Source organism: Trabulsiella guamensis ATCC 49490 (assembly GCF_000734965.1).
Taxonomy (GTDB): Bacteria; Pseudomonadota; Gammaproteobacteria; order Enterobacterales; family Enterobacteriaceae; genus Trabulsiella; species Trabulsiella guamensis.
In genome coordinates this window covers 111,475-137,760 of the sequence record NZ_JMTB01000043.1, presented here as the reverse complement: position 1 = coordinate 137,760, position 26,286 = coordinate 111,475, and the positions used below count along the sequence as shown (strand labels likewise).

27 protein-coding genes are annotated in these 26,286 nt (G+C 54.5%); 16 read left to right on the top strand and 11 right to left on the bottom strand.

What is annotated here, in order from left to right; all coding sequences use genetic code 11:
• Positions 1-32 precede the first annotated feature (32 nt).
• Entirely contained in the window at positions 33-980 is a 948-nt protein-coding gene (gene dusC, locus GTGU_RS05545) for a tRNA dihydrouridine(16) synthase DusC (protein ID WP_038154782.1), read from the top strand.
• On the opposite strand, the gene GTGU_RS05540 is transcribed toward dusC, so the two are convergent.
• On the bottom strand, positions 977-1,555 hold the full coding sequence (locus GTGU_RS05540; protein WP_038154781.1) for a DedA family protein: 579 nt from the start codon (positions 1,553-1,555) through the stop codon (positions 977-979). The genes dusC and GTGU_RS05540 overlap by 4 nt on opposite strands.
• A gap of 176 nt (positions 1,556-1,731) precedes the next feature.
• Here GTGU_RS05540 and GTGU_RS05535 point away from each other — a divergent pair, with 176 nt between their 5' ends.
• A complete protein-coding gene (locus GTGU_RS05535) occupies positions 1,732-2,319 on the top strand; it encodes a Yip1 family protein (protein WP_038154780.1) in 588 nt (195 codons plus the stop codon).
• 154 nt (positions 2,320-2,473) lie between these two features.
• The gene (gene pbpG, locus GTGU_RS05530) at positions 2,474-3,418 is read left to right on the top strand and encodes a D-alanyl-D-alanine endopeptidase (RefSeq protein WP_038154778.1); all 945 of its coding nucleotides are present in this window, start codon (positions 2,474-2,476) and stop codon (positions 3,416-3,418) included.
• Between the two features lie 2 nt (positions 3,419-3,420).
• Here pbpG and dld read toward each other — a convergent pair whose 3' ends face one another.
• Positions 3,421-5,157: a D-lactate dehydrogenase gene (gene dld / locus GTGU_RS05525; protein WP_038154777.1), complete on the bottom strand. Its 1,737-nt coding sequence runs from the start codon at positions 5,155-5,157 to the stop codon at positions 3,421-3,423.
• Positions 5,158-5,344: 187 nt separating this feature from the next.
• Between dld and bglX the strand changes: the two genes are divergently transcribed.
• The 7 genes from bglX (at position 5,345) to GTGU_RS05490 (ending at position 14,330) form a co-directional block, all read left to right on the top strand.
• A complete protein-coding gene (gene bglX, locus GTGU_RS05520) occupies positions 5,345-7,642 on the top strand; it encodes a beta-glucosidase BglX (RefSeq protein WP_038154775.1) in 2,298 nt (765 codons plus the stop codon).
• Between the two features lie 169 nt (positions 7,643-7,811).
• Positions 7,812-9,797, top strand: a complete 1,986-nt coding sequence (locus GTGU_RS05515; protein ID WP_038154773.1) for an Hcp family type VI secretion system effector — start codon at positions 7,812-7,814, stop codon at positions 9,795-9,797.
• A complete protein-coding gene (locus tag GTGU_RS05510; RefSeq protein ID WP_072011915.1) occupies positions 9,794-10,474 on the top strand; it encodes a DUF2931 family protein in 681 nt (226 codons plus the stop codon). Before GTGU_RS05515 ends, GTGU_RS05510 begins: the two co-directional genes overlap by 4 nt.
• A 112-nt stretch (positions 10,475-10,586) precedes the next feature.
• Positions 10,587-11,504, top strand: coding sequence for a glycine betaine ABC transporter substrate-binding protein OsmF (gene osmF, locus GTGU_RS05505; protein ID WP_038154772.1), 918 nt, complete (start codon positions 10,587-10,589; stop codon positions 11,502-11,504).
• A gap of 7 nt (positions 11,505-11,511) precedes the next feature.
• The gene (locus GTGU_RS05500; RefSeq protein ID WP_038154770.1) at positions 11,512-12,669 is read left to right on the top strand and encodes an ABC transporter permease; all 1,158 of its coding nucleotides are present in this window, start codon (positions 11,512-11,514) and stop codon (positions 12,667-12,669) included.
• Positions 12,662-13,609 carry an ABC transporter ATP-binding protein gene (locus GTGU_RS05495; protein ID WP_038154768.1) on the top strand — a complete coding sequence of 316 codons (948 nt, stop codon included), beginning with the start codon at positions 12,662-12,664 and terminating at the stop codon, positions 13,607-13,609. The genes GTGU_RS05500 and GTGU_RS05495 overlap by 8 nt, the downstream gene beginning before the upstream one ends.
• Positions 13,593-14,330 (top strand): ABC transporter permease, encoded by a 738-nt coding sequence (locus GTGU_RS05490; protein ID WP_038154766.1) that lies wholly within the window; start codon positions 13,593-13,595, stop codon positions 14,328-14,330. The genes GTGU_RS05495 and GTGU_RS05490 overlap by 17 nt, the downstream gene beginning before the upstream one ends.
• Here the strand turns inward: GTGU_RS05490 and GTGU_RS24345 are convergent.
• Positions 14,305-14,418 (bottom strand): protein YohO, encoded by a 114-nt coding sequence (locus GTGU_RS24345; protein ID WP_072011914.1) that lies wholly within the window; start codon positions 14,416-14,418, stop codon positions 14,305-14,307. The genes GTGU_RS05490 and GTGU_RS24345 overlap by 26 nt on opposite strands.
• Before the next feature lie 74 nt (positions 14,419-14,492).
• On the bottom strand, positions 14,493-15,224 hold the full coding sequence (gene mlrA / locus GTGU_RS05485; RefSeq protein WP_038154764.1) for an HTH-type transcriptional regulator MlrA: 732 nt from the start codon (positions 15,222-15,224) through the stop codon (positions 14,493-14,495).
• A gap of 225 nt (positions 15,225-15,449) precedes the next feature.
• Here mlrA and GTGU_RS05480 point away from each other — a divergent pair, with 225 nt between their 5' ends.
• The 3 genes from GTGU_RS05480 to GTGU_RS05470 all read left to right on the top strand — a co-directional run bounded on the left by GTGU_RS05480 (position 15,450) and on the right by GTGU_RS05470 (position 18,418).
• On the top strand, positions 15,450-17,138 hold the full coding sequence (locus GTGU_RS05480; protein WP_038154761.1) for a sensor histidine kinase: 1,689 nt from the start codon (positions 15,450-15,452) through the stop codon (positions 17,136-17,138).
• Positions 17,132-17,851 carry a two-component system response regulator BtsR gene (gene btsR / locus GTGU_RS05475; protein ID WP_038154760.1) on the top strand — a complete coding sequence of 240 codons (720 nt, stop codon included), beginning with the start codon at positions 17,132-17,134 and terminating at the stop codon, positions 17,849-17,851. Before GTGU_RS05480 ends, btsR begins: the two co-directional genes overlap by 7 nt.
• 102 nt (positions 17,852-17,953) lie before the next feature.
• Complete coding sequence (locus GTGU_RS05470) at positions 17,954-18,418, top strand: YehS family protein (RefSeq protein WP_038154759.1); 465 nt, start codon at positions 17,954-17,956, stop codon at positions 18,416-18,418.
• A gap of 40 nt (positions 18,419-18,458) precedes the next feature.
• Here the strand turns inward: GTGU_RS05470 and artJ are convergent, their stop codons facing one another.
• From artJ to GTGU_RS05440, 6 genes are all read right to left on the bottom strand, one after another.
• A complete protein-coding gene (artJ, locus tag GTGU_RS05465; protein ID WP_038154758.1) occupies positions 18,459-19,190 on the bottom strand; it encodes an arginine ABC transporter substrate-binding protein ArtJ in 732 nt (243 codons plus the stop codon).
• Positions 19,191-19,382: 192 nt separating this feature from the next.
• The gene (gene artM, locus GTGU_RS05460) at positions 19,383-20,051 is read right to left on the bottom strand and encodes an arginine ABC transporter permease ArtM (protein ID WP_038154756.1); all 669 of its coding nucleotides are present in this window, start codon (positions 20,049-20,051) and stop codon (positions 19,383-19,385) included.
• Positions 20,051-20,767 carry an arginine ABC transporter permease ArtQ gene (gene artQ / locus GTGU_RS05455; RefSeq protein WP_038154754.1) on the bottom strand — a complete coding sequence of 239 codons (717 nt, stop codon included), beginning with the start codon at positions 20,765-20,767 and terminating at the stop codon, positions 20,051-20,053. Before artQ ends, artM begins: the two co-directional genes overlap by 1 nt.
• A gap of 7 nt (positions 20,768-20,774) precedes the next feature.
• Complete coding sequence (artI, locus tag GTGU_RS05450; protein WP_038154753.1) at positions 20,775-21,506, bottom strand: arginine ABC transporter substrate-binding protein ArtI; 732 nt, start codon at positions 21,504-21,506, stop codon at positions 20,775-20,777.
• A gap of 19 nt (positions 21,507-21,525) precedes the next feature.
• Positions 21,526-22,254: an arginine ABC transporter ATP-binding protein ArtP gene (gene artP / locus GTGU_RS05445; RefSeq protein ID WP_038154751.1), complete on the bottom strand. Its 729-nt coding sequence runs from the start codon at positions 22,252-22,254 to the stop codon at positions 21,526-21,528.
• 233 nt (positions 22,255-22,487) lie between these two features.
• A complete protein-coding gene (locus GTGU_RS05440) occupies positions 22,488-23,003 on the bottom strand; it encodes a lipoprotein (RefSeq protein WP_038154750.1) in 516 nt (171 codons plus the stop codon).
• A 114-nt stretch (positions 23,004-23,117) separates the two neighbouring features.
• On the opposite strand from GTGU_RS05440, the gene GTGU_RS05435 reads away from it, so the two are divergent.
• The 3 genes from GTGU_RS05435 to GTGU_RS05425 all read left to right on the top strand — a co-directional run bounded on the left by GTGU_RS05435 (position 23,118) and on the right by GTGU_RS05425 (position 25,194).
• Entirely contained in the window at positions 23,118-23,441 is a 324-nt protein-coding gene (locus GTGU_RS05435; protein ID WP_038154748.1) for a heavy metal-binding domain-containing protein, read from the top strand.
• Positions 23,438-24,262, top strand: coding sequence for an N-acetylmuramoyl-L-alanine amidase (locus GTGU_RS05430; protein WP_038154747.1), 825 nt, complete (start codon positions 23,438-23,440; stop codon positions 24,260-24,262). Before GTGU_RS05435 ends, GTGU_RS05430 begins: the two co-directional genes overlap by 4 nt.
• Positions 24,263-24,954: 692 nt before the next feature.
• The gene (locus GTGU_RS05425) at positions 24,955-25,194 is read left to right on the top strand and encodes a hypothetical protein (RefSeq protein WP_038154746.1); all 240 of its coding nucleotides are present in this window, start codon (positions 24,955-24,957) and stop codon (positions 25,192-25,194) included.
• Positions 25,195-25,229: 35 nt separating this feature from the next.
• Here GTGU_RS05425 and GTGU_RS05420 read toward each other — a convergent pair whose 3' ends face one another.
• On the bottom strand, positions 25,230-26,243 hold the full coding sequence (locus GTGU_RS05420) for an NAD-dependent epimerase/dehydratase family protein (protein WP_038154805.1): 1,014 nt from the start codon (positions 26,241-26,243) through the stop codon (positions 25,230-25,232).
• Positions 26,244-26,286: the final 43 nt, after the last annotated feature.

Sequence of the window (26,286 nt, the reverse complement as noted above, 5' to 3'; positions counted from 1 at the left end):
AAGATAGCGCCTCTTTTTCTCCGGGTAACGATATGCGTGTTTTACTGGCGCCGATGGAAGGCGTGCTCGATTCGCTGGTGCGCGAGCTGCTGACTGAGGTTAACGATTACGATCTCTGTATCACCGAATTTTTGCGGGTGGTGGATAAGCTTCTGCCGGAAAAATCGTTTTATCGTATTTGCCCTGAACTGCACCATCAGAGCCGCACTGGTGCTGGTACGCCGGTACGTATTCAGCTGTTGGGGCAATACCCGCAATGGCTGGCGGAGAACGCGGCCCGTGCCGTCGCGCTCGGCTCATGGGGGGTTGATCTTAACTGCGGCTGTCCGTCAAAAGTGGTCAATGGCAGCGGCGGCGGGGCAACGCTGCTGAAAGATCCAGAGCTGATTTACCGTGGCGCAAAAGCCATGCGTGAAGCGGTTCCGGCTCATCTGCCGGTGACGGTGAAAGTGCGTCTGGGCTGGGACAGCGGCGACCGGCAGTTTGAAATCGCCGACGCAGTACAGCAGGCAGGGGCGACGGAGCTTGTCGTGCATGGTCGTACCAAAGAAGATGGCTATAAAGCGGAACGCATCGACTGGCAGGCGATTGGCGAGATCCGTCAGCGGCTGACCATTCCGGTTATTGCCAACGGCGAAATCTGGGACTGGCAGAGCGCGCAGGCGTGCATGGCGGCAACCGGCTGCGATGCGGTGATGATTGGCCGTGGTGCGCTGAACGTGCCGAACCTGAGCCGGGTCGTGAAATACAACGAACCGCGCATGCCATGGCCCGACGTCGTGAAGTTGTTACAGACGTACTCCCGCAAGGAGAAACAAGGCGACACCGGGCTTTATCACGTCGCCCGCATCAAACAGTGGCTGGGGTATTTACGCAAAGAGTACCGTGAGGCGACGGCGCTGTTTACCGCGGTCAGAACCCTGCAGGATTCCGCCGCGATTGCGCAGACTATTGACGCTTACGCGGCGCGACACCACTAATCCTCCGGCGACGCGCGCTTTTTGTCGCGTCGCCTGAGCCACCAGCGCACGGCCACCACCAGACCCACCGCCAGCAGCAGCCAGATCCAGTGTTTGAGATGCTTGTCGAGATTGTGCAGCCACGGGCCGATAACTTCTCCACCGACGTAACCCAGGGTGGTAAACAGCAGCGACCAGATAATCGCCCCGAGAATGTTAAGCGGCAGGAATATTTTCGGTGGTAACCGGCTGGCGCCAATCAGTAGCGGGCCAATGACCCGAAAGCCGTACATAAAACGGGTTCCAATAACGAACAGGTAAGGGCGGCGCTGGATCAGCCGCTGAGCCGAACGGATTTTAGCTTTATGGCGTTTGAAGCGCCGCAGCAGGCGGCCGCCAAAACGTCGCCCCAGCAGGTAAAGCACCTGATCGCCAATCATCCCGCCGAGCGCCACCGACACCACCACCAGCCAGAATTTAAGCAATCCCTGATGCGCCGCTACCCCGCCGAGCAGAGTGACGGTTTCTCCTTCCGCCAGGCTGCCGATGACCAGCGCGGCGTAGCCATACTGTGAAACCAGACTGTTGATATCCATACGAAGTAAGGACTCCCTGAATAACACCTGTGGTTAATCATATACCCTCTGACGCCCTTGCGACGGCAAAGACGGGAAATAGCGCTAATCTGCTTTTTCACGCTGTACGCAAAATAATCTATCAGTATGTCTTATACTTGAAGGGTGATTCTACGAAGCCGTGACAAGGGGGTTTTATGAACCATGTCTGGGGACTGTTTTCACATCCCGAGCGCGAAATGCACGTCATCCGTGGCGAAAACGAATCTGTTTCGCATCACTACACTCACCATGTGTTAATCATGGCGGCGATCCCGGTGATCTGCGCCTTTATTGGTACCACGCAACTTGGCTGGAATTTTGGCGATGGCACGGTAGTTAAACTGTCGCCCGTGACCGGCCTGTTTTCTGCCGTTCTCTTTTATGCGCTGATGCTGATAGGGGTCGCGGCGATGGGGCGAGTCATCTGGTGGATGGCGCGTCACTATCCGCAACGCCCGTCGCTTCGCCACTGTATGGTCTTCGCCGGATATGTTGCCACGCCGTTGTTCCTGAGTGGGATTGTCGCGCTTTATCCGCTGGTCTGGCTTTGCGCACTGGCGGGGACGATTGCGCTGTTCTACACCGGCTATCTGCTCTACCTGGGCGTGCCAACCTTCCTCAATATTAACAAAGAAGAGGGCTTAAGCTTTTCCAGCTCGACGCTGGCCATCGGCGTGCTGGTGCTTGAAGTTCTGCTGGCGTTAACAGTGATCCTCTGGGGTTACGGTTATCGCTTGTTCTGAATTATGCACCGTCGGGTTCTCCGGCGGTGCAGCATTTCCTCACGATTATCTGCTGGCGACGCGGGAGTTCTGCGAGGTATGATGCAGCTTCAGGAAATCCTGAAATAATCAGCTACATTAATCTTTTGCCGAAAAAATAACCAGAAATCTCACCATGCAGAAATGTCGAGTGTCCTTGCTCAGCCTTGCGCTGATGCTGGCAGTGCCTTTTGCGCCACAGGCGAGCGCGAAAACCGTTGCAACCGCAGCGGCCGCGCAACCGGAGATCGCATCCGGTAGTGCGATGATTGTCGATTTGAATACTAATCAGGTGATTTATTCCAGCCACCCGGATCTCGTGCGCCCCATGGCGTCAATCACCAAAGTGATGACCGCGATGGTGGTGCTGGACGCCCGTCTGCCACTGGATGAAATGCTGACGGTGGATATCAGCCAGACGCCAGAAATGAAAGGGGTTTACTCGCGCGTCCGTTTGAACAGCCAGATTAGCCGCAAGAATATGTTGCTGCTGGCGCTGATGTCTTCTGAAAACCGCGCAGCGGCAAGCCTGGCGCACCATTATCCGGGCGGTTACAGCGCGTTCATCAAGTCGATGAATGCCAAAGCGAAAGCGCTGGGCATGACGCATACTCGCTATGTGGAGCCAACCGGGTTATCTATCCAGAACGTTTCAACAGCGCGGGATTTAACCAAACTGCTGATCGCCAGCAAGCAGTACCCGCTGATCGGTCAGCTCAGTACTACGCGTGAAGATACCGCGACGTTTGCCCATCCGGCCTATACACTGCCGTTTCGCAACACCAACCATCTGGTGTATCGCGATAACTGGAATATTCAGCTGACCAAAACCGGCTTCACCAACGCAGCCGGGCATTGCCTGATTATGCGCACAGTCATTAACAACCGTCCGGTGGCGCTGGTGGTGATGGATGCCTTCGGCAAATACACCCATTTCGCCGACGCCAGCCGCCTGCGGACATGGGTGGAGACCGGGAAAATCATGCCAGTTCCGCCTGCTGCGCTGAGCTATAAAAAACAGCGCGAGGCACAGATGGCGAACGCCATGCTGCACGGTGAACAAACCACCCAGGCGGATTAACCTTACTCCGCCTTACTGACTGGGGTGGCGGTTTCGCCCCAGTACTTTTGCTTGCTGGTTTTGCCAATTCCAGGATTCATGCTGTTGGTCGGGTCATTCTGACGATAAAACTGCTTCAGGCTGTCTGCCGCTTCATACAGGTGTCCGACGTTATGTTCCGCCGGGTACTGTGCTCCCCGCTCGCGCAACAGTGCCAGCATCTGTTCTTTCAGCGCATGCGCATCCACTCTTTTTTTGACGATGTAATCCTGATGGAAAACGTGGCACATGAAATGACCGTAATAGAGCTTATGCACCAGCTGGCTGTCAATTTCCGGCGGGAGATGCTCAAACCATTCGGTGTCGTTACGGCGTAACGCAATATCCAGCGCCAGAATATCCTCCACTTCATCGGCATGAACCGCCTGATAGCGGATGGCGGCTCCGGCAGCGGCGAACCGGTGCAAAAATGCTTTGCTGCCTTCTTCCGGCGTACATTCGAAATAAGCCCCTTCAGCCTGCTGAAAATAGTCATTCAGCCAGCGTTTCGCTTCTTCAATGCCATCGCCTGCCATTTTCAGCAACAGGTGATGTTCATACTTATCGCGCCATGCTTTCATGCGCGGCGGCAGATGGTTGGGGAAAACGTGACCAATCTTCTGCATAAAGCGGTCGGTGAAATGCGGTTTAAACAGCGATACTTTTTCCAGCATCGCGTCGGTACGCCCCTTCAGCGTGAAGAAGAACGGCATTTTGTCGGTGCCGAGTTTGTCGATCATCAGGAAGGTGTCTTTACCGTACTGCTCAGCGATATCGTAAATATCACGGTGCATGTATTCCCCGGCCACCGGCAGGTTTTCAAAGTTCGCCAGAATATGACGACGGATCTCCGTCAACACGTCCGGCTGATTAGTGCCGATGTAAAATACCTGCTGATTTTTTTCAGCCGGGAAGGTGTCGAGACGCACGGCGAACACCGCCAGCTTGCCGGCGCAACCGGAGGATTCAAACAGACGATCCGGGTCAGCGTTGTAGCGGGCCGGGGTTTGTGCGTTGACGTCGCGCACGCGGGAAATGTAGTCGTGATCATGCGCGTGGCGGCCGTCGTGGCGCACATCGCTCTCTTTCACGCGGTCATCGTCGAGTTTGCTTAAGATCTGCTCCGGCGTCTCACCAAGCTCAATACCGAGGTGGTTCACCAGTTGCAGCTTGCCCTGTTCGTCAATGCGCGCGAACAGCGACATTTCGGTATAGGCCGGACCGCGTTGTACCAACGATCCACCAGAGTTGTTGCAGATCCCGCCAATCACCGACGCGCCAATACAGGACGAGCCGATCACCGAATGCGGCTCGCGGCCAAACGGCTTGAGCGCTTTTTCCAGCGAATAGAGTGTCGTGCCGGGAAAGGCGAGCACCTGTTCGCCGTTGTCCAGCAGGTGCAGTTTGTCGAGACGCAGAGTGCTGATGATGACAATCTCACGGTCATAATCGTTGCCGTTTGGCGTGGAGCCTTCGGTAAGGCCGGTATTGGCCGCCTGCATCAGGATGATTTTATCGGCGCTGACACAGGCGTTCAGCACACGCCAGAGTTCGAGCAGCGAACCGGGAAATACCACCGCCAGCGCATCGCCCTGACCCGAGCGAAAACCTTTGCGATAGCGTTGCGTTTTGGCCGGATCCGTCAGCAGGTGAGCGTGACCAACCAGACGAGCGAGTTCTGCCAGAAGGACGGTATTATCAGTTATCGTGGTGGAAGACATCTTCCCACTCCTTGTGGTGAGCAAATTTGTCGCGCTTAAGCATAGCGCTTTGTATGACAATTTGATTCGCGAATGCGGTAGAAAAATCAGAGAATAACCTTAGCATTATTCTTATCAGCCGTTTAGGCTTATGGCAAACCGCGGTTTCGCCGGGTTATCCGGCCCGAAATAGAGAGTAAAAATATAAATGAAATGGCTATGTTCTGTTGGCGTTGCCGTTAGTCTGGCGTTGCAACCTGCTCTGGCTGACGACCTGTTCGGTAACCACCCGTTGACGCCCGAAGCGCGGGATGCGTTTGTCACGGAATTGCTCAAGAAAATGACCGTCGATGAAAAAATTGGTCAGTTGCGCCTGATTAGCGTTGGCCCGGATAACCCAAAAGAGGCGATTCGGGAGATGATCAAAGCGGGGCAGGTGGGCGCTATTTTCAATACTGTCACTCGTCCCGATATCCGCACGATGCAGGATCAGGTGATGGAACTCAGCCGCCTGAAAATCCCCCTGTTTTTTGCCTACGACGTGATTCACGGTCAGCGCACCGTGTTTCCGAACAGCCTCGGTCTTGCCTCCTCATTTAATCTTGATGCGGTGAAAACCGTGGGGCGAGTCTCCGCCTTTGAAGCAGCCGACGATGGCCTGAATATGACCTGGGCGCCGATGGTTGACGTCTCCCGCGATCCGCGCTGGGGCCGCGTCTCAGAAGGCTTTGGTGAAGATACTTACCTGACGGCGATCATGGGGAAAACCATGGTCGAATCGATGCAGGGCAAAAGCCCGGCAGACCGGTACTCGGTGATGACCAGCGTCAAACACTTCGCAGCCTACGGCGCTGTTGAAGGGGGTAAAGAATACAACACCGTCGACATGAGCCCGCAGCGCCTGTTCAACGATTACATGCCGCCGTACAAAGCGGCGCTGGATGCCGGCAGCGGCGGGGTGATGGTGGCCCTGAACTCGCTGAACGGCACCCCGGCGTCGTCAGATTCCTGGCTGCTGAAAGACTTGCTGCGCAACGAGTGGGGCTTTAAAGGTATCACCATCTCCGACCATGGCGCTATCAAAGAGCTGATTAAACACGGCACAGCCTCCGACCCGGAAGATGCGGTACGCGTGGCGCTCAAGTCTGGCATTAACATGAGTATGAGCGATGAATACTACAGCAAATACCTGCCGGGGCTGGTGAAGTCGGGCAAAGTCACGATGGCGGAACTGGACGACGCGACCCGTCACGTACTGAACGTGAAATATGACATGGGGTTGTTTAACGATCCTTACAGCCATCTGGGGCCGAAAGAATCCGACCCGAAAGACACTAACGCTGAAAGCCGCCTGCATCGCAAAGAGGCCCGCGAAGTGGCGCGTGAAAGTCTGGTGCTGCTGAAAAACCGTCTCGATACGTTACCGCTGAAGAAGACCGCCACGATTGCGGTGGTTGGCCCACTGGCCGACAGCAAGCGCGACATGATGGGCAGCTGGTCGGCCGCCGGGGTGGCTGATCAGTCCGTCACGCTGCTGACCGGCATCAGAAACTCGGTAGGCACGCAGGGGAAAGTGATTTACGCCAAAGGGGCGAACGTCACCAGCGACAAAGGCATTGTGGATTTCCTCAACCAGTATGAACCGGCCGTGGTGGTCGACCCGCGCTCGCCGCAGGCGATGATTGACGAAGCCGTCACCGCGGCGAAACAGTCTGACGTGGTTGTGGCGGTGGTCGGTGAAGCACAGGGAATGGCGCACGAAGCCTCCAGTCGCACCGACATCACTATCCCGCAGAGTCAGCGTGATATCATTGCCGCGCTGAAAGCCACCGGTAAACCGCTGGTGCTGGTGCTGATGAACGGTCGTCCGCTGGCGTTGGTAAAAGAAGATCAACAGGCTGATGCGATTCTCGAAACCTGGTTTGCCGGTACCGAAGGTGGCAACGCCATCGCCGACGTGCTGTTTGGTGATTACAATCCGTCCGGTAAACTGCCGATGTCCTTCCCGCGCTCGGTCGGGCAAATCCCGGTGTACTACAGCCACCTCAATACCGGTCGCCCGTACAATCCGGAAAAACCGAATAAATACACCTCGCGCTACTTTGACGAAGCCAACGGGCCGCTCTATCCGTTCGGCTATGGCCTGAGCTACACCACCTTCACCGTATCCGATGTGAAAATGTCGGCACCTACGATGAAACGTAACGGCAACGTCACCGCCAGCGTCGATGTCACCAACACTGGCAAGCGTGAAGGGGCGACGGTGATCCAGATGTACCTGCAGGACGTCACCGCCTCAATGAGCCGGCCGGTGAAACAGCTGCGTGGTTTTGAGAAAGTGAACCTCAAACCCGGCGAAACCCGGACCGTCAGCTTCCCGATCGACGTGGATGCACTGAAGTTCTGGAACCAGCGCATGAAATATGACGTGGAGCCGGGTAAATTCAACGTCTTCATCGGTGTTGATTCCGCCCGGGTGAAACAGGGTGAGTTTGAATTGAAATAAAATGAGTTGCCTGCCTGGAGGAAATAATCTTCAGGCAGGCAATAAACAAAAAGAGCGCTCTTTTTTATTTTTATTGTATTAATTTCCTGCATCCGTTTATAACGATGGCAAGCATTAATGCCTTCGATATTAATTACATTGATTCAATTTATTAAACGGATGTAATTCAGTGAGTGATATTATCTATTTAACCCTGCGCGGTGCGCAGCAGGGTCTTATTTCGTCTGGCTGCGGCAGTGCTGATTCTGTTGGCAACCATTATCAGCAATCCCACCCTGATGAGATATTTGTTTTTAGCCTGAGAAAAAATCTGTCGAGAACCACGCAGCGGCTGGCACCGCAAGGCCTCACGTTTTGTAAGCCGGTTGATAAAAGCTCCCCGTTATTGATGCAGGCAATCAATCATAATGAACGGTTAACGCTCAATTTTAGCTTTTACCGTATGAGCCCTGCAGGACGATGGGAAGCGTATTACGCGATTAACTTGCGTGGCGCATCCATACAACAGATCCAGTGTCATTCTGTGGTTGATGATATTCATCAGGAATATATAACGGTCGGCTATGATTATATTCACTGTCGACATCTCGCTGCCGGTACGGAATATGATTATCTGGTCACCCCGGAAAATTATAATGAGATTTTCCCACCTGAAATACCACCACAGAAATCGCCACCCGCCAAAAGAACGTTGACGCTAACGTTGGGCATATTCTTCGATGGTACCGGCAATAATGCCGTGAATACCCGCAATATGCTGGCCGCCTGTACCGCGCAACATTTTGATATCGACAACCCCGATGCAGTCAGCATTCTCGAACGTAACGCACAAATGCAACTGGGGATCTCCGGCTGCGATGCTACCAGCTACAAAGGCTATTACACCAATATTCATTGGTTGCATGAATTGTACCCCAGGCGATTTTTCGAAGAAGCTAACACTATGCAGAATAAGATTTATATCGAAGGGATCGGTACCCGTGCAGGGGAAGCGGACAGTCAGATTGGGATGGGATTGGGGATTTCAGATACCGGAGTGATAGCAAAAACGGATGATGCAGTGAAGCAGATTCCATTTGCGATCAGTCGTGCACTCGATCTCTTGCAAGGAAATGCTGAAATTGCTGCCCTCCAATTTGACATATTCGGTTTTAGCCGTGGTGCCGCTGCCGCGCGACATTTTGCCAACCGTGTACAGGAAGAAGATCGCGCCATTATCGCCGCTATCCGGCAGGGGATGAGAGATATCACCTACAGCGGCACGCCTGCGGGTAAGACACGCTTTATTGGCCTCTTTGACACTGTCGCGGCCATCGGTACGCCACTGAATGGCCTGAATCCTCACAGTGCTGATACCGGCGAGGTCAGGATCCGACTGCGTCCCGGCGTAGCGGAAAAAGTTTTTCAGATCACCGCCGGGCACGAATGCCGCTTCAATTTTGCCTCAAACAGCGTCCGTCCGGCCTGGCCGGAGCTGATGCTGCCCGGCGTTCATTCTGACATCGGTGGTGGCTATCTACCGCAGGAAAGAGAGGCACTGTTCCTGACCCGACCGCAGACTGAAACGGTACCGCTAGAAAAGCCAGGAGAGCAAACCCGGGCATATCGGCTGACGATGGGGCAATTACGGGTGATGGAGGCATCGCCAGCGATTGCGCCGATCATCCGCAATAATCCCATTATCCCGGAGGTCTGGGCTGATGAGCGAATGCCCACTGATCGGTACGGACAGATGCAAAAGCGCAGTTTCGCTGCGCTGACGCTCCGCCAGCGGATCGTGCGCAATGACTGGTCGAAGGTGACACTGCGGGTAATGATTGCCGCCGCTGAAGCTGCAGGGGTGGTGTTCGATGATGTCGATTCAGGGCGTCCCGCGCTGGTTTTACCAGCAGAGTTACAGGCGCTTGCGAAAAAAGCGCTCGCCCAGGAGGAGAAAGCCCGTCGTTATGACACCGTTTTCGGGTTTACCTCTGAGGAACTGGACGTGCTGGCATCGCGTTATATTCACTGTTCTGCTAACTGGAATGCCATTGAAATCAACAAACAGGGCGATATCCAGGGCGGCGCAGCACCGGCGGAAATCGTGAGTTTTGTTAATCGTCCGGATGAGGGTTGGATCCGCACTGTCTATAACATGGATGGAAAAAAAGCATGAAAAAGAATATGTTCGCTATTTTTATACTCTTTACGGTGATGACCGGTTGTCACTATCCCGCTTCACACCCCCTGCAGTCACGTCAGGCGGCGGAGGGCGACTGGACGTTGCCCTACAAAGAATGGCGTTTCGATTTCTTCACCCCCTTTGCACTTTATGCCACGGTCACTTATGTCCAGATTATTGATGTCGAGGGTTACCTCAATCAATTTTTTACCCTGGATTCAGCCGAAGATGATCCCAATGTGCAGGGAACATGGAGCCAGACAACTGGCTCGACATACCTTAGTTTCAATAAGGTAAAAAGTCTGCCGCAATATATGCTGTTTTGCTGGGATTCAATTATTGATAAGAAAACGTACGAAACCAGTATTCTCTTTTCACCGAAAACCTGGCAGCGGATGAAAACCCCTGCTGATCATACTAGCTATTCGGGTCGTACTGTCTGGTATGACACGCTGCTGATTGGTCTTGCTCCCGAGGGCAAAGTGCGACTCTGGCTCGATGATGTCAATCGTTACCCCAATATCCCGGTGACACCCGCCCAGATGATCACCCGTAGCGGCAAAGAGATGAAGTTTTGCCAGGGCATCACAGAGCACCCCAACGGATATGTCTATTTCGGTGATACCCCGGGATTTATTAAGGGTAAAACCTATCCGTACGGGAGCTGGTAAAAAGGGTTGTACTCACTCAGATAATCACGCATTCTCCGGTTAAACGAACCGTTTTCGTCTACGCTTTTCATTCAAGGCTATGAAAAAGAGCGTAAATCACGAGGAAAATCGCATGACAATGACAAAGGGGTGGGCGGCGACGATGGCGCTCGTGGCGGCATTCAGTCTGCCGCTCCAGGCCGCGGAGCCGGTCAAAGTCGGATCGAAAATTGATACCGAAGGGGCGCTGCTCGGCAACATTATTTTGCAGGTACTGGAAAGCCACGGCGTCAAAACGGTTAACAAAGTTCAGCTCGGTACAACACCTGTGGTACGTGGTGCCATCACGTCAGGTGCGCTGGATATCTACCCGGAATATACCGGCAACGGCGCGTTTTTCTTCAAAGAAGAGAACGCTCCGGCCTGGAAGAATGCTCAACAGGGCTATGAAAAAGTCAAAAAACTGGACGCTGAGCAGAACAAACTGGTCTGGCTGACGCCAGCGCCTGCCAATAACACCTGGACTATCGCCGTTCGTCAGGAACTGGCGAAGGAAAATAAACTCACCTCGCTTGCTGATCTCAGCCGTTACCTGAAAGAGGGCGGTAAATTTAAGCTGGCGGCATCGGCTGAGTTTATTGAGCGAACAGATGCACTACCTGCCTTTGAGAAAGCCTACGGTTTCAAACTCAACCAGGACCAATTGCTGTCACTGGCCGGAGGGGATACCGCGGTGACCATCAAAGCCGCGGCGCAGCAGACCTCTGGTGTAAATGCCGCGATGGCCTATGGCACTGATGGTCCGGTGGCCGCACTGGGGTTACAAACCCTGAGCGATCCGAAAGGTGTGCAGCCGATTTACGCCCCCACGCCGGTGGTGCGGGACGCGGTGCTGAAAGCATATCCGCAGATCGGCGAATGGCTGAAACCCGTCTTTGAAAGTCTGGATGAAAAAACGCTGCAACAGCTGAACGCCAGCATTGCCGTGGAAGGGCTGGATGCCAAAAAAGTGGCGGCTGACTATCTGAAACAAAAAGGGCTGGTGAAGTAACGGAACCGTGTCGATTCAATGTCATAACCGGGTCGTGCTGCTGCTGGTACTGATCGCACTGGCAGCAGCGATGCTCCCCTTTATCAATTATGCACCCAACCGGCTGATGTCGGGCGAAGGGCGGCAACTGTGGCAGATTAGCGCTTTCTCTTCTTACTGGTTGCTGGCGCTGCCAGCGGTTTTTATTGTGCTCAGCTTGCTGCCCGGCCAGCTCCCGTTATGGACAACGTTCCTCCTCGCGCAACTCTCGTTCGTCACGCTGTTCTGGTCTGCCGGGCATGCCGCAACACTGCTTGTGACCAGCGAAAGCCCGCTGGCGAGAACCTCACCAGGCAGCGGATTATGGCTGTGGCTGGCGTTGTCATTACTGATTTGCAGTGATACGGCGAGACGGCTGACTCGACGTTCCGTCTGGCGCTGGTTGCTCAATGCGCAAATCTGGATCCTTCCCTGTGTACTGTTATGGCTGGGGAAACTGGATGATCTCTCGTTGCTGAAAGAGTACAGCAATCGCCAGGACGTGTTTAACGATGCGCTGGTGCAGCATCTGACGCTGCTGTTCGGTACGCTGTTGCCTGGGCTGATGATCGGCATTCCACTCGGCCTGTGGTGCTATCGCCATGATTCACGTCAGACCTCTGTTTTTACCACCCTGAATATTATTCAGACTATCCCTTCTGTCGCGCTGTTTGGGTTGCTGATTGCGCCGCTGGCCGGGCTGGTTCAACAGTTTCCGGTACTGGCGAAAATGGGTATTGCCGGCACAGGGCTGGCGCCGGCGCTTATAGCGCTGGTGCTTTATGCGCTCCTGCCGCTTGTGCGCGGCGTGGTGGCGGGGATGCGTCAGGTGCCGCCTGATATTCTTGAAAGCGCGGAGGCTATGGGCATGAGCCCTCGCCAGCGTTTCTGGCAGGTTCAGCTACCGCTGGCAATGCCAGTGTTGCTGCGCAGTCTGCGCGTGGTCGCCGTCCAGACGGTGGGCATGGCAGTGATAGCAGCGCTTATCGGCGCAGGGGGTTTTGGTGCGCTGGTATTCCAGGGGTTGCTGAGCAGTGCGTTGGATCTGGTTCTGTTGGGTGTGATCCCAACGATTGTACTGGCGGTAGTGCTGGATGCGCTGTTTGGCCTGTGGATAGCTCTGCTGAGAGGGGCGCGAAATGATTGAATTTGAACATGTGAGCAAAAGCTTCTCAGGCCTCGACGCGGTGAAAGATCTCTCGCTGAATCTGCGGGAAGGCGCTTTTTCGGTGCTGGTTGGGACCTCTGGCTCCGGGAAATCAACCACGCTGAAGATGATTAACCGGCTGGTGGAGCATGACAGCGGCATCATCCGTTTTGCCGGGGAAGAAATTCGCCAGCAGCCCGTGCTCGAAATGCGCCGGCGGATGGGCTACGCCATTCAGTCGATTGGGCTTTTTCCCCACTGGACGGTCGCGCAGAACATCGCCACAGTGCCGCAACTGCAGAAATGGTCGCGCGGCAAAATCGACCAGCGCATTGAGGAACTGATGGCACTGCTCGGTCTGGAACCCGCGTTGCGCGAGCGTTATCCGCACCAGTTGTCGGGCGGGCAGCAGCAGCGCGTTGGCGTGGCGCGGGCGCTGGCGGCGAACCCTGAAGTGCTGCTGATGGATGAACCCTTCGGCGCGCTCGACCCGGTGACCCGTGCCGCGCTCCAGCAGGAGATGAGCCGCATTCACCGCCTGCTCGGGCGAACGATTGTGCTGGTCACCCATGACATCGACGAAGCGCTGCGGCTGGCTGATCATCTGGTATTAATGGACGGCGGCGAAGTGATCCAGCAGGGTACGCCGCTGGAGATCTTAAGCCATCCCCACAACGAATTTGTACGCACCTTTTTTGGCAGCAGTGAACTGGGCGTACGGCTGCTGTCGTTACGCGAAGTGAGGCATTACCTGCGTCGTGATGAACACGCTCAGGGCGAACCATTGCAGGAAGCCATGAGCCTGCGCGAGGCGCTGTCAGCGTTTGTGGCGCAGCAGCGGCTCAGTTTGCCGGTGGTTAACGCGCTGGGTGAGCCATGTGGCGTGCTGCATTTTGCTGATCTGTTGCGTGAGGAGGAAAACCGTGCAACGGTTTCGTGACCCGCTACTGTGGTTGATTGTGCTGTTTCTCGCGCTGCTGTGGCTGTTGCCGCGCAGCGGTCCATTGTTTCACGCGCTGTTCCCGCAACTGCCGCGCCCGCTCTATCAACAGGAGAGTTTTCTGACGCTGACGCTGGCGCACCTCTGGCTGGTGGGCGTGTCGAGCCTGGCGGCGGTGATCCTGGGGGTTGGCGCGGGAATTCTGGTCACGCGTCCGGCGGGGCGCGAGTTTCGCACGCTGGTCGAAACCATTGCCGCGATGGGGCAGACCTTTCCGCCAGTGGCGGTGCTGGCAATTGCGGTTCCGGTGATGGGCTTTGGCCGTGAACCGGCCCTTATCGCGCTGATTCTTTATGGCATTTTGCCGGTCCTGCAGGGAACGCTGGCAGGACTGGCGGCGGTGCCGGAAAGCGTCAGCAGTGTGGCGAAAGGGATGGGGATGAACGGCTGGCAGCGGCTGGCAAAAGTGGAGTTGCCGCTGGCAGCACCGGTGATTCTGGCGGGGATCCGCACCTCGGTCATCATTAACATTGGCACTGCAGCCATTGCATCAACCGTAGGTGCCAACACGCTCGGTACGCCGATCATCATCGGACTGAGCGGGTTTAACACGGCGTACGTGCTTCAGGGGGCGATTCTGGTGGCGCTGGCGGCCATTATTATTGACCGTGGCTTTGAGCGACTGAACCGCTGGCTCAGCCGATACCGCCACGAACAATAAACGAATATCCCGCGAGCATCACGCCACTGATACCGCCGATAGCCATCAGCGTAAAGAGAGTAATAACAGCGATTTTGGCGGGTTTCATAGCAGGCTCCTGTGTTAACACCGTTATTCTACTATGAAACGCCTTTGTTATTAAACGAATGCGTAAAAGTAACGCTATGCCCCGAGGGAAACGATCTCATAACCGGCTTCCCGCCAGCGGGCCAGCTGTTGTGTCTGTAACGAAGACGGCGATTCACCACACCAGACCAGCAGCGTTTTCCCTTCGAAAATTTCCGGCCGTAACTGGGTCAGCGAATGGGCGAGGATATCGACCCGCCAGCCTTGCTCAGAGGCCATCCAGCCTTCCAGCCACAAGCGTGTGGTGTCATGAATATTCCAGCCAACCACCAGCGCATCTTTCCCCGCTTTACGGTGACCGCTCAGTAAGCAATGCGAAATATGATTGATTAAGATGCCGTCCAGCATGCTTAACAGCATATGCAGAGTGGCCTGTTGTGATTGCAGGCGTCGGCGAAGCGGAATGAACAGGTTAGTGACCAGCGTCTGAGCTGGGTAATCGCGACCGCGCTCTTTGATCCACAGCCGTAGACGGTTCAGATTGCCATTTTGCAGATAACTGAGCAGCATCTCCTGTTGCTCCAGCCAGCCGGTGTGCTGCGCGCTGGTCTTTTCACACAGCAGCGATTTGACTTTGCCGACCTGAACGCCAGTTTCTATCCAGCGTTTGATCTCCCGAATACGATCAATATCTTCTTCATTGAATAAGCGGTGTCCGCCGTCCGTGCGTTGTGGTTTTAGCAATCCATAGCGGCGCTGCCAGGCGCGTAGCGTTACAGGATTGATGTCACAAAGCAGAGCCACTTCACCGATGCTGTAAAGCGCCATGTTTTCACCTTTGCCCTAGCTTCCCACTATAACTGTAGTCACTAAATTCCGAACCAGGAAAATTTGTTCGTTTTTTGTTCAGATCTCAGGCGGGTCAGGTGAAAAAAGCGTAATAAAAGCGTGATCTTAAGCGCATTTTTGCGTTTTTATGCCTCGCTTCAAAGAAAGTGATTTCCATGCAGGGTAAATTACCACTATTCAGGCGTGGTATGGCTCAGGTCGGGTATGTACGAGTTTAATCTGGTGTTGCTGCTGCTTCAGCAGATGTGTGTATTTCTGGTCATCGCCTGGCTGATGAGCAAAACGCGGCTCTTTATCCCTCTGATGCAGGTTACCGTGCGTCTGCCGCACAAACTCCTCTGCTATGTCACCTTCTCCATTTTCTGCATTATGGGGACCTACTTTGGTCTGCATATCGAAGATTCTATTGCCAATACCCGTGCTATCGGCGCGGTGATGGGCGGCCTGCTGGGCGGCCCGGTAGTGGGGGGGCTGGTCGGGCTGACCGGCGGGCTTCATCGCTATTCGATGGGCGGCATGACGGCGCTCAGTTGCATGATTTCGACCATTGTCGAAGGGCTGCTGGGTGGACTGGTACACAGTGTGTTGATTCGTCGCGGCCGTCCCGATAAGGTGTTCAGCCCGTTGACAGCCGGGGCGATTACCTGTTTTGCCGAACTGGTTCAGATGCTGATCATTCTGGCGATTGCGCGTCCGTTTAACGACGCGCTGCATCTGGTGCAGAGCATCGCCGCGCCGATGATGGTCACCAATACCGTAGGGGCCGCGCTGTTTATGCGTATTCTGCTCGACAAGCGGGCAATGTTTGAGAAATACACCTCGGCGTTTTCGGCGACGGCACTGAAGGTGGCGGCGTCGACGGAAGGGATTTTGCGACAGGGCTTCAATGAAGAGAACAGCATGAAAGTGGCGCAAGTGCTGATCCAGGAGCTGGATATCGGCGCGGTGGCGATCACCGATCGCGATAAGCTACTGGCCTTCACCGGGATTGGTGATGATCACCACCTGCCGGGCAAACCGATCTCATCGTCATACACACAAAAGGCGATTGATACCGGCGATGTGGTCTATGCCGACGGCAATGAAGTGCCGTACCGTTGTTCGATTCACCCGAACTGCAAGCTCGGCTCGACGCTGGTGATCCCGTTACGGGGTGAAAACCAGCGCGTTATCGGCACAATTAAGCTCTATGAAGCGAAAAATCGCCTGTTCAGCTCGATTAATCGCACGCTGGGCGAGGGGATCGCGCAGTTGCTGTCCGCACAGATCCTCGCCGGGCAATATGAACGGCAAAAAGCGTTGCTGACACAATCAGAAATCAAACTGCTGCATGCGCAGGTGAATCCGCATTTCCTGTTTAACGCGCTGAATACGCTGATGGCGGTGATTCGTCGCGACAGCGATCAGGCCGGACAACTGGTTCAGTATCTGTCGACCTTCTTTCGTAAAAACCTGAAGCGACCGTCGGAAGTGGTGACGCTGGCAGATGAAATCGAGCATGTTAACGCCTATCTGCAAATCGAAAAGGCGCGTTTCCAGTCCCGTCTGCAGGTGACGTTGTTTGTTCCGGAATCCCTGTCGCATCACCAGCTGCCGGCGTTTACGTTGCAGCCTATCGTGGAGAACGCCATCAAACACGGTACATCGCAACATCTCGGCGTGGGCGAGATCTCCATTCAGGCGAGCCAGCACGGTCAGTACCTGCAACTGGATATCGAAGATAACGCTGGTTTGTATCAACCCAGGGAAAACGCCAGCGGACTGGGCATGAATCTGGTGGATAAACGACTTCGCGCCCGCTTTGGTGACAACTGCGGCATCACGGTTACCTGTGAACCGGAACGCTTCACCCGTATCACTCTGCGACTGCCCCTGGAGGAGACTGCATGCTAAATGTGCTGATTGTCGATGATGAACCCCTGGCACGAGAGAATCTGCGCATTCTGCTACAGGAACAAAACGATATCGACATCGTCGGTGAATGTTCAAATGCGGTTGAAGGTATTGGCGCGGTGCATCGTCTGCGCCCGGATGTGCTGTTTCTTGACATCCAGATGCCGCGCATCAGCGGGCTGGAAATGGTGGGTATGCTTGATCCGGAACACCGGCCATACATCGTTTTTCTCACCGCCTTTGATGAATACGCCGTCAAAGCCTTCGAAGAGCATGCTTTTGACTACCTGCTCAAACCCATAGAGGCGAAGCGGCTGGAGAAAACCCTGACGCGCCTGCGTCAGGAACGTAATCTGCAGGATGTCTCTGTGCTCGGCGAAAATCAGCAGGTGCTGAAGTATATCCCCTGTACCGGCCACAGCCGAATCTACCTGCTGCAAATGGAAGATGTGGCGTTTGTCAGCAGCCGGATGAGTGGCGTGTACGTCACCAGCCACGAAGGTAAAGAAGGGTTCACTGAATTAACGCTGCGGACGCTGGAGAGCCGCACGCCGCTGGTACGCTGCCACCGACAGCATCTGGTTAATCTGGCGCATGTCAAAGAGATCCGCCTTGAGGAAAATGGCCAGGCGGAGTTACTGCTGCGCGCCGGGCAAACTGTGCCGGTCAGTCGCCGCTATCTGAAAAGCCTGAAAGAGGCGATTGGGTTGTAACCCGGTTGCGGTTACACTAGAGGCTTGCGTCTGATCCAGTCATCGTTTTTTGCCCGGAGCCCTGTGCGTGCCGGGTCAACATCTTAATTTTCTGAAGGCAACATGCTGAATAATGATATTTTACGTAGCCTGCGCTACGCCCTGAAAACCAACAACCAGGGTCTGGTGCGGCTGATTGCCCTCGGCGAAACGGACGTGGTAGAAGCGCAGATTGCGCCGTGGTTGCGAAAAGAAGAAGAAGAGGGATTTGAGCGTTGCCCTGACATCGTACTGTCTGCTTTTCTGAATGGGCTGATATACGACAAGCGCGGTCGTGACGAAGACTCGCCGCTGCTGACGCTTGAGCGCCGGATAAATAACAACATCATACTGAAGAAGTTGCGTATCGCCTTTTCCCTGAAAACGGATGATATTCTGGCGATCCTCACAGAGCAAAAGTTCCGCGTATCAATGCCGGAAATTACCGCCATGATGCGTGCCCCGGAGCACAAAAATTTTCGCGAATGCGGAGATCAGTTCCTGCGTTATTTCCTGCGCGGCCTGACGGTGCGCTTGCATCAGGCATAAAAAAAGCCGGATTTCTCCGGCTTGATTCGGGCGTGGTGTCTTAGCCCGGGAACCACTGGTCGCTGATTTTCTGATACGTGCCATCAGCTTTGATGGCTTTCAGCGCATTATTGAGTTTCTCGACCAGCGCTTTGTTATCGGGGCGAACCGCGATACCAAGACCGGTGCCGAAGTATTGCGGATCGGTCACTTTCGGCGTCGCGGTACCCAGTTGCGGGTTGGTTTTCAGCCACTCATTCACCACTGCGGTATCACCAAACACGCCGTCGATGCGGCCGTTTTTGAGGTCGATGATGGCGTTCTGATAGCTGTCGTACGCTACGGTTTTCACTTCCGGATGTTTATCCTGCAAATATTTCTGGTGCGTGGTGCCGTTTTCCATACCAATGCGTTTGCCTTTCAGATCCTCAAACGTCTTGTAAGCATCTTTTTTCGCAATGACAACTGCTGAGTTGGCATAGTACGGGTCAGTAAAAGTGACCTGTTTGCTACGCTCAGGCGTGATATCCATCCCCGAAATCACCGCGTCGTATTTCTTAAATTTCAGTGACGGGATCAGGCTGTCAAAGGCGTGGTTGGTGAAGGTGCATTCTGCCTGCATCTGTTTGCACAGCGCTTTCGCCAGGTCGATATCAAAACCCACAATCTGGTTGCTGGCATCCAGCGATTCAAAAGGAGGGTAGGTGGCGGAAACGCCAAAGTTGATTTTATCCGCGGCGACTGCGCCTGTGGCAAAGGTGGCAAACATTGCGGCCAGAAGTAATTTTTTCATGTGAAAGCTCCCGTCTGTCAATCTTATGATGTAGTGCCGTTTGTGACATATCGTTACGATGCCATTAAATGAATTTATATGCAATAAAAATGAGTAAATATTTTTATTGGAATAAAAAAAGACGGGAAGTAAAGGTACTTACCCGTCTGGATGATACAAACCTATGCAATGTCAGGAAATGACACCGGCTGGTTATTTTCGTGTTTCAAAGGCCAGTGCTTTACGTTCGATAAGGCGCATCATGAGTGTCAGCAGCCCGTTGACGATGAGGTAAATCACCCCCGCTGCGCCGAATACCATAACATCATAAGTCCGCCCGTAGAGCAACTGCCCGTGACCCATAACTTCCATTAATGTGATGGTGTACGCCAGCGACGTACTTTTGAAGATCAGCACCACTTCGTTGGAATAAGAAGAGAGGGCACGCTTAAACGCATACGGCAGCAGGATCGCCAGCGTGTCCTTCTTGCTCATTCCCAATGCGCCGCAGGATTGCCATTGCCCTTCCGGGATGGCGCGGACAGCACCGTAAAATAGTTGAGTGGTATAGGCAGCACTGTTGAGCGACAGCGCCATGAGCGCACACAACCACGGTTCCGACAGCAGATGCCAGATCAGCGGATATTCCTGCAGTGTCGGGAACTGCCCCGGACCGTAGTAAATCAGAAAGATCTGTACCAGCAGCGGCGTGCCAGTGAACAGCGTAATGTATGCGCGCACAATCCATACCAGCACCGGCGTTTTCAGCGTCAGAATGATGGTGAAGATCAGCGCCAGCACCAGCGCGACAAGAAGCGATGCCACTGTCAGCGTCAGACTGGTGTGCAGCCCTTTCAGCAGTTCCGGAAAATACTCAATCATCAGCCTGGTCTCCGTTCAAAGCGAGTGGCACGCAGGTCAATGCGTTTGAGAATGTATTGACTGAAGAGGGTAATCACCAGATAAATAGCCGCCGCCACGATGTACCAGGTAAACGGCTCCTGGGTACGCGTCGCGATGCTTTTGGTCTGCAGCATCAGGTCGTTCACGCTGATAAGCGAAACCAGCGCCGTATCCTTCAGCAGCACCAGCCACTGGTTCCCCAGCCCCGGCAGCGCATGACGCCACATCTGTGGCATCACCAGACGGAAGAATATCGCGCTTTTCGACAACCCCAGCGCCTGACCGGACTCCCACTGACCGACCGGCACGGCCTTCAGCGCACCGCGCAGGGTTTGCGAGGCATAGGCGGAATAGAGCAGCGACAACGCAATCACGCCACAGAGGAACGGGCTGACATCGAAGTTTTCGATCTCCATCTGTACCGGGATCTGCACCACGCCGAGATTCAGCGTGAAACCGTCGGATAGCATCAGCAGCAGCTGAGAGGAGCCGAAATAGATAAACAGGACCACCAGAATCTCTGGTAGCCCACGCAGCACGGTCACCAGCGCGGAACCCGCCCATGCGACCGGGAGCCATTTCGCCGACTCCCAGACCGCAAAGAACATCGCCAGTATAAGGCCGATGATCAGTGCACAAACGGCAAGGCCGATGGTCATCCCGGCGGCGCTTGCTAAAGGAAAAAATTCGTTCATTCAGGAATTACTTCTGAAACCATTTGTTATAGATGGTTTCGTACGTCCCATCTTTTTTCACTTTTTCCAGCGCAGCGTTAAATTTCTGCTGCAGGTCAGTATTGCCCTGGCGCACAGCGATGCCGAGGCCGGTGCCGAAGTAGTCTTTATCCGTCACTTTGTCGCCAACCGCGGCCAGTTTCGGGTTCGCTTTCAGCCACTCGGTTACCACAGCGGTATCGCCGAATACTGCATCAATACGACCGTTTTGCAGATCCAGTTTCGCATTCTGGTAACTGTCGTAAGGCACGGTGGTGATTTCCGCATGTTTATCCATGATGAATTTCTGGTGCGTGGTGCCGTTTTGCACGCCTACTTTCTTGCCTTTCAGTTGATCGATGCTGGTGAATTTACCCTGCTGACCGATGAACAGCGCAGAGTTGTCATAGTACGGCGTGGTGAACAGCACCTGTTTTTCACGTTCCGGGGTGATGTCCATACCGGCCATGACGGCGTCGATACGGCGGAATTTCAGGCTCGGGATCAGGCTGTCGAACGCCTGGTTGGTAAAGGTACAGGTGGCGTCGATCTCTTTACACAGCGCATTCGCCAGATCCACATCAAAACCGACAATCTTGTTGTTCGCATCAATCGATTCAAACGGAGGATAAGAGGCTTCCGTCGCGAAACGAATCGTCTGAGCAGCTGTTGCAGACAGGCTGACGCTGGCAAGCAGCGCGGCAATCAGTACTTTTTTCATTGTCATTGTCCCGAAAACTTTAGTGAGAAAGGTAGTTTTTAAAGGCATCGGTCTTTGGTTCCGCGAAACAGCTCGCATCCCCTTGCTCGATGATATGACCGTTTTCCATATAGACCACCCGGCTGGCGGTTTTACGCGCCACTTCCACTTCATGGGTGACGATCACCTGAGTAATTTTAGTTTGCGCCAGCTCGCGGATGATACTGACGATTTGCGCGGTAATTTCCGGGTCCAGTGCCGCGGTCGGTTCGTCAAACAGCAGCACCTGCGGCTCCATCATCAGCGCACGGGCAATTGCCACACGCTGCTGCTGACCGCCGGAGAGGTGCAGCGGATAACGATCGACATAGGGCGTAAGGCGCAGACGTTCCAGCAGCTTATCCGCCCGTTCACGCGCCTGATCTTTACTCAGCCCCAGCACACGACAGGGCGCCTCAATCAGGTTTTGCAGCACGGTCAGATGTGGCCACAGGTTGTATTGCTGAAACACCATGCCGACGTTCTGCCGTAAATCACGGATAGCCTTGTCGGACGGGGTTTTCGCAAAATCGAAATGGTTGCCTTCAATGGACAGTTTGCCGGAACGCGGCATCTCCAGAAGGTTAAGTACGCGTAGCAAAGAGCTCTTGCCTGCACCGCTTGGGCCAAGCAGTACCAGAGTTTCACCCTGTTGACACTCCAGCGTAATGTCAAAAAGCGCCTGATGTGCGCCATAGAAGCAATTAATGCCGTCTAATTTAATACTCATCGATACTCTTCATGCTTACAGAAAGGGCAGACATTGAGGCCGGAAATAGTAACGTTCACAGAATAGTTATGCAATATTTATGCGTTAAAACTTAAATATAAACCACATTACTTACTAAACTTAGCACAAAATAGCGATTGAGAAGGGCGGAAGGCAGAAATGTCGGCATTCATCACGGAATGCCAGACATTTTATCGGGGTTATCATCTAACGCGCGGCGGCACCTGGCATAATTAACGTTTTTCCAGTACCTGACGCAGCGTACCGGCGGGCGCATGGGCATTGGTGCCAAGATAGCGTACATCATCCACGGCCCAGCACTGGCCTTCGCGAATCATCAGCACCTCATCCTGCCAGCGTTGTGTTCCCTGTTTCAGTTCGACGCGCAGCGGAATGTTTCGGGCATCGGTATTCGGAATCGTTGATGCACTGGCGACATCAGCACTTTCCGGCAGTGTGGTGCGGCTGGAGAAGAGATCGGACTGCATGATGGCGCGATCATCAGGATTACGGCTGGCATCATTCAGCAATTTTGCCAGACTGTCACTGAGGTATGGACGCAGGCCCGTCAGGTCATTATTTTTGTGCTGAATGCGATAGTCGTAAAATTGTTGGGCTACCGCGTCCGGTCCGCCGTCAACACACGGGCCGCTGCGGGTGCCAATATCCTTAAATGCTGGTGTGACGGTAGTGCAGGCGCTGAGCAGCAGCGCGCCGGGAACCAGAAGAGCGAGTTTTGTATAGCGCATCAGGATTTCCTTATAAACTAATGTGTAAATATCTTTTCAAGCATAGCGTATCGATCCGATAATGCGTTTGCGTATCTGAGCTAACGCATTGAACCTAAACAAAGGAGCCTGGAAATGCAATTCTCAACGACCCCAACCCTGGAAGGGCAAACCATCGTCGAATACTGCGGCGTGGTCACCGGCGAGGCCATCCTTGGCGCCAATATCTTCCGTGACTTCTTTGCAGGCATTCGCGACATTGTCGGCGGGCGCTCCGGCTCGTACGAAAAAGAGCTGCGTAAAGCGCGGGAAATCGCCTTCGAAGAGATGGGCGATCAGGCAAAATCGATGGGCGCAGATGCAATCGTCGGTATTGATATCGATTACGAAACCGTGGGTCAGAACGGCAGTATGCTGATGGTGAGCGTCAGCGGGACGGCAGTCAAAACCCGCCGATGAAACGTCTTTTACTGCTGCTGTCTGTGCTGCTTGCGGGTTGTGCTGGTGAGCAGGGTATTGTTAACAAAGACGGGTATCAGCTGGATACCCGTCATCCTGCGCAGGTCGCTCTGCCGCGCATCAAGGTGCTGGTGATCCATTACACTGCGGATGATTTTGACGTCTCGCTGGCAACGCTGACCGATAAACACGTCAGCGCCCATTATTTGATCCCACAAGATCCGCCCATGCATCGCGGTAAACCGCGTATCTGGCAACTGGTGCCGGAAGACAAACTGGCCTGGCATGCGGGGATCAGTTTCTGGCGAGGCGCAACGCGCATCAATGACACGTCCATTGGCATTGAGCTGGAAAACCGTGGCTGGCAGAAAACGGGCGGAATAAAACATTTCACACCGTTTGCGCCGGGGCAAATCAGCGCGCTAATCCCGCTGGCGAAAGACATTATCGCTCGCTATGACATCGCACCGCAGAATGTGGTGGCGCACGCCGACGTGGCGCCGCAGCGTAAGGATGATCCCGGGCCGCTGTTCCCCTGGCAGCAACTGGCGCAACAGGGCATCGGTGCCTGGCCGGATGCTGCCCGCGTGGCGTTTTATCTCAATGGTCGTGCGCCGTACGAGCCGGTAGAGACCGCTTCGCTGCTTGATCTGCTTTCCCGTTACGGGTATGAGGTGACGCCGGACATGACCGACGCGCAGCAGAAGCGGGTAATTATGGCGTTCCAGATGCATTTCCGCCCGGCCCGCTGGGACGGTGTGGCGGACGCCGAAACGCAGGCAATTGCCGACGCGCTGTTAGAAAAGTACGGGCAGGGGTGAGATTTTCGCGAAGCTTAACGGCATATGTGACGCTGAGCACAGGGTTCCGTTCACCTCAAGTTCACCATTCCTCTGGCAGGTCTGCGCCCGTGAACGTGTTAAGGGCGTTCTCCGCCACGCCCTTAACAATCCCGGCTCCCGGCAGGAAAATTGCCGCTTCGCGGTACCCTCCGCTTATTCCTCCAGGCTATCGGGTCGGGCGCGAGGTAACATCCCTGTAAAGCGCGCCCTAAGCCCACATCCCTGTGGGCTTCCCCGGCCTTACGGAAACGCGTCGGCAATTTTCAGCCGGACCATCCGCACATCGGCAATTGTGCAGCCATGCAGAACACCGAAAAGCGTTTTTCTTATATTTAACAATCCGCTATAAAAAATTGCGAGCCGCTTTCCAGAATTTATCTTTAGCGATAGCTGGGTATAACGACAGTGGTATTATCGTCGCGCACCTGCAATATCAGGTGTCAGGATTGGCGTCCTGAAATGTATGTGACGGTAAATCTCTATTTTCCGTGGGTCACTTCATCTGTTTGAAAGTGCAGGGTATACTCCCTCACGTTTATGGTGGATGACCGGGAGCTTCGTAAGAAGCGCCAGTTATCACATGCACTGGTACGCCAATTCCGGCTCATCCACCGCCAGTGAACCTGGCGTTTCCGGCGGTGGTTTATTCACTTTGCATGTGGAATATACCAATGACAAAACCTTTCACTCCGCTGATCTATAGCGAACTCACCGTCCGTCATCCTGACTTTATCGATCTTGCCGAACATGCTGATTCAGCGACACAGTGTGACTATTGCCGGGCGCTGAATCAGGCACTGATACTGTTGCCAAAAAATGAACAGGTGCAGATTCCGTTGCGCGGGTTGCTGCATGATGTTGTGGGATTCATGGCCGGAGAATTAAAAGCCCCGAGATTTTGTCAGGCGTAACGCCCAGGCCCGTGCAAACGGAGTGCCGCCGGGCGCTAGCGGTGCAGCTTTCCGTGGTCGCGTAGCCAGGCTGCGGTGTGCACAATGCCTTCATCCACGGAGACCACCGGCTGGTAACCCAGTTCGTCTTGTGCACGGGTGGTGTCGAGGGTGAAATCAAAATTCAGCTTGGAGACGCCGTAGTGCGTCAGCGCCGGTTCTTTGGCGGATTTATTGCCAAAGTGCTCCATACTGCGGGCGATCATGTCCAGCATCGGGTAAGGCACCGAGCGGATGCGGCATTTGATGTCCAGCTCGTCGATGAGCTTTTGCACAATGCTGCGCAGCGTACGATGTTCGCCGTTGGTGATGTTGTAAGCGCGCCCGGAGGGCAGTGTGTCGCACAGCGGCTGGCTCGCCAGCCACATCGCATGAACGGCATTTTCGTAATAGGTCATGTCCACCAGCGCCTCGCCGCCACGTGGCAACAACACGCTGCCGTAGTGGTGCATCATTTGCGCCAGACGGGGAATAAACACTTTGTCATGGGGGCCGAACAGGCTCTGCGGGCGCAAAATTGTAAAACGGGTGTTGGGGTTGGCCTGCGCCAGCATCTGGATGACCTCTTCGCTGGCGGCCTTACTGCGTGCAAATTCGTTGGCAAAGCGGTGTGGGCGAAAATCTTCCTGAATATCCCGGTGATGGTGATAGTCGAAATAGAGCGACGGGGAAGAGATATGGATAAAATTACGTACTCCCCACGCCACGGCCCATTCGCCCAGACGGCGGGTGGCGCGCACGTTAGCGAGATCAAACGCCTGTTGCGTCCCCCAGGGGGAGGTAAAGCTGGAGCAATGCCAGAGCGTGTCGACGCCTGCCAGCATCACTTTGGCCTGAGAGGAGACCAGTTCGGTAAGGTCGGCATGGACAAACTCCGCACCCATTTTCATCAGTAGCGTGCCCATCGCTTCGTTGCGACCTGTGGCGCGTACGCTGATGCCTTTGTTGCGCAGGTATTCCACCGCGTTGCGGCCCAAACCGCTGGTGGCGCCGGTGACCAGAACCTTCATATCCGTCCACATGATAAAAAAAGAATTTCGTGCGCATTTTTCC

Coding starts and splice junctions, on each gene's coding strand:
- GTGU_RS05535 (WP_038154780.1), top strand. CDS start 1,732: ATGAACCATGTCTGGGGACTGTTTTCACATCCCGAGCGCGAAATGCAC.
- GTGU_RS05435 (WP_038154748.1), top strand. CDS start 23,118: ATGCAATTCTCAACGACCCCAACCCTGGAAGGGCAAACCATCGTCGAA.
- pbpG (WP_038154778.1), top strand. CDS start 2,474: ATGCAGAAATGTCGAGTGTCCTTGCTCAGCCTTGCGCTGATGCTGGCA.
- artM (WP_038154756.1), bottom strand. CDS start 20,051: ATGATTGAGTATTTTCCGGAACTGCTGAAAGGGCTGCACACCAGTCTG.
- artP (WP_038154751.1), bottom strand. CDS start 22,254: ATGAGTATTAAATTAGACGGCATTAATTGCTTCTATGGCGCACATCAG.
- dld (WP_038154777.1), bottom strand. CDS start 5,157: ATGTCTTCCACCACGATAACTGATAATACCGTCCTTCTGGCAGAACTC.
- bglX (WP_038154775.1), top strand. CDS start 5,345: ATGAAATGGCTATGTTCTGTTGGCGTTGCCGTTAGTCTGGCGTTGCAA.
- artI (WP_038154753.1), bottom strand. CDS start 21,506: ATGAAAAAAGTACTGATTGCCGCGCTGCTTGCCAGCGTCAGCCTGTCT.
- GTGU_RS05540 (WP_038154781.1), bottom strand. CDS start 1,555: ATGGATATCAACAGTCTGGTTTCACAGTATGGCTACGCCGCGCTGGTC.
- GTGU_RS05430 (WP_038154747.1), top strand. CDS start 23,438: ATGAAACGTCTTTTACTGCTGCTGTCTGTGCTGCTTGCGGGTTGTGCT.
- mlrA (WP_038154764.1), bottom strand. CDS start 15,224: ATGGCGCTTTACAGCATCGGTGAAGTGGCTCTGCTTTGTGACATCAAT.
- GTGU_RS24345 (WP_072011914.1), bottom strand. CDS start 14,418: ATGAAACCCGCCAAAATCGCTGTTATTACTCTCTTTACGCTGATGGCT.
- osmF (WP_038154772.1), top strand. CDS start 10,587: ATGACAATGACAAAGGGGTGGGCGGCGACGATGGCGCTCGTGGCGGCA.
- dusC (WP_038154782.1), top strand. CDS start 33: ATGCGTGTTTTACTGGCGCCGATGGAAGGCGTGCTCGATTCGCTGGTG.
- GTGU_RS05470 (WP_038154759.1), top strand. CDS start 17,954: ATGCTGAATAATGATATTTTACGTAGCCTGCGCTACGCCCTGAAAACC.
- GTGU_RS05480 (WP_038154761.1), top strand. CDS start 15,450: ATGTACGAGTTTAATCTGGTGTTGCTGCTGCTTCAGCAGATGTGTGTA.
- GTGU_RS05425 (WP_038154746.1), top strand. CDS start 24,955: ATGACAAAACCTTTCACTCCGCTGATCTATAGCGAACTCACCGTCCGT.
- artJ (WP_038154758.1), bottom strand. CDS start 19,190: ATGAAAAAATTACTTCTGGCCGCAATGTTTGCCACCTTTGCCACAGGC.
- GTGU_RS05510 (WP_072011915.1), top strand. CDS start 9,794: ATGAAAAAGAATATGTTCGCTATTTTTATACTCTTTACGGTGATGACC.
- GTGU_RS05420 (WP_038154805.1), bottom strand. CDS start 26,243: ATGAAGGTTCTGGTCACCGGCGCCACCAGCGGTTTGGGCCGCAACGCG.
- GTGU_RS05440 (WP_038154750.1), bottom strand. CDS start 23,003: ATGCGCTATACAAAACTCGCTCTTCTGGTTCCCGGCGCGCTGCTGCTC.
- artQ (WP_038154754.1), bottom strand. CDS start 20,767: ATGAACGAATTTTTTCCTTTAGCAAGCGCCGCCGGGATGACCATCGGC.
- btsR (WP_038154760.1), top strand. CDS start 17,132: ATGCTAAATGTGCTGATTGTCGATGATGAACCCCTGGCACGAGAGAAT.
- GTGU_RS05495 (WP_038154768.1), top strand. CDS start 12,662: ATGATTGAATTTGAACATGTGAGCAAAAGCTTCTCAGGCCTCGACGCG.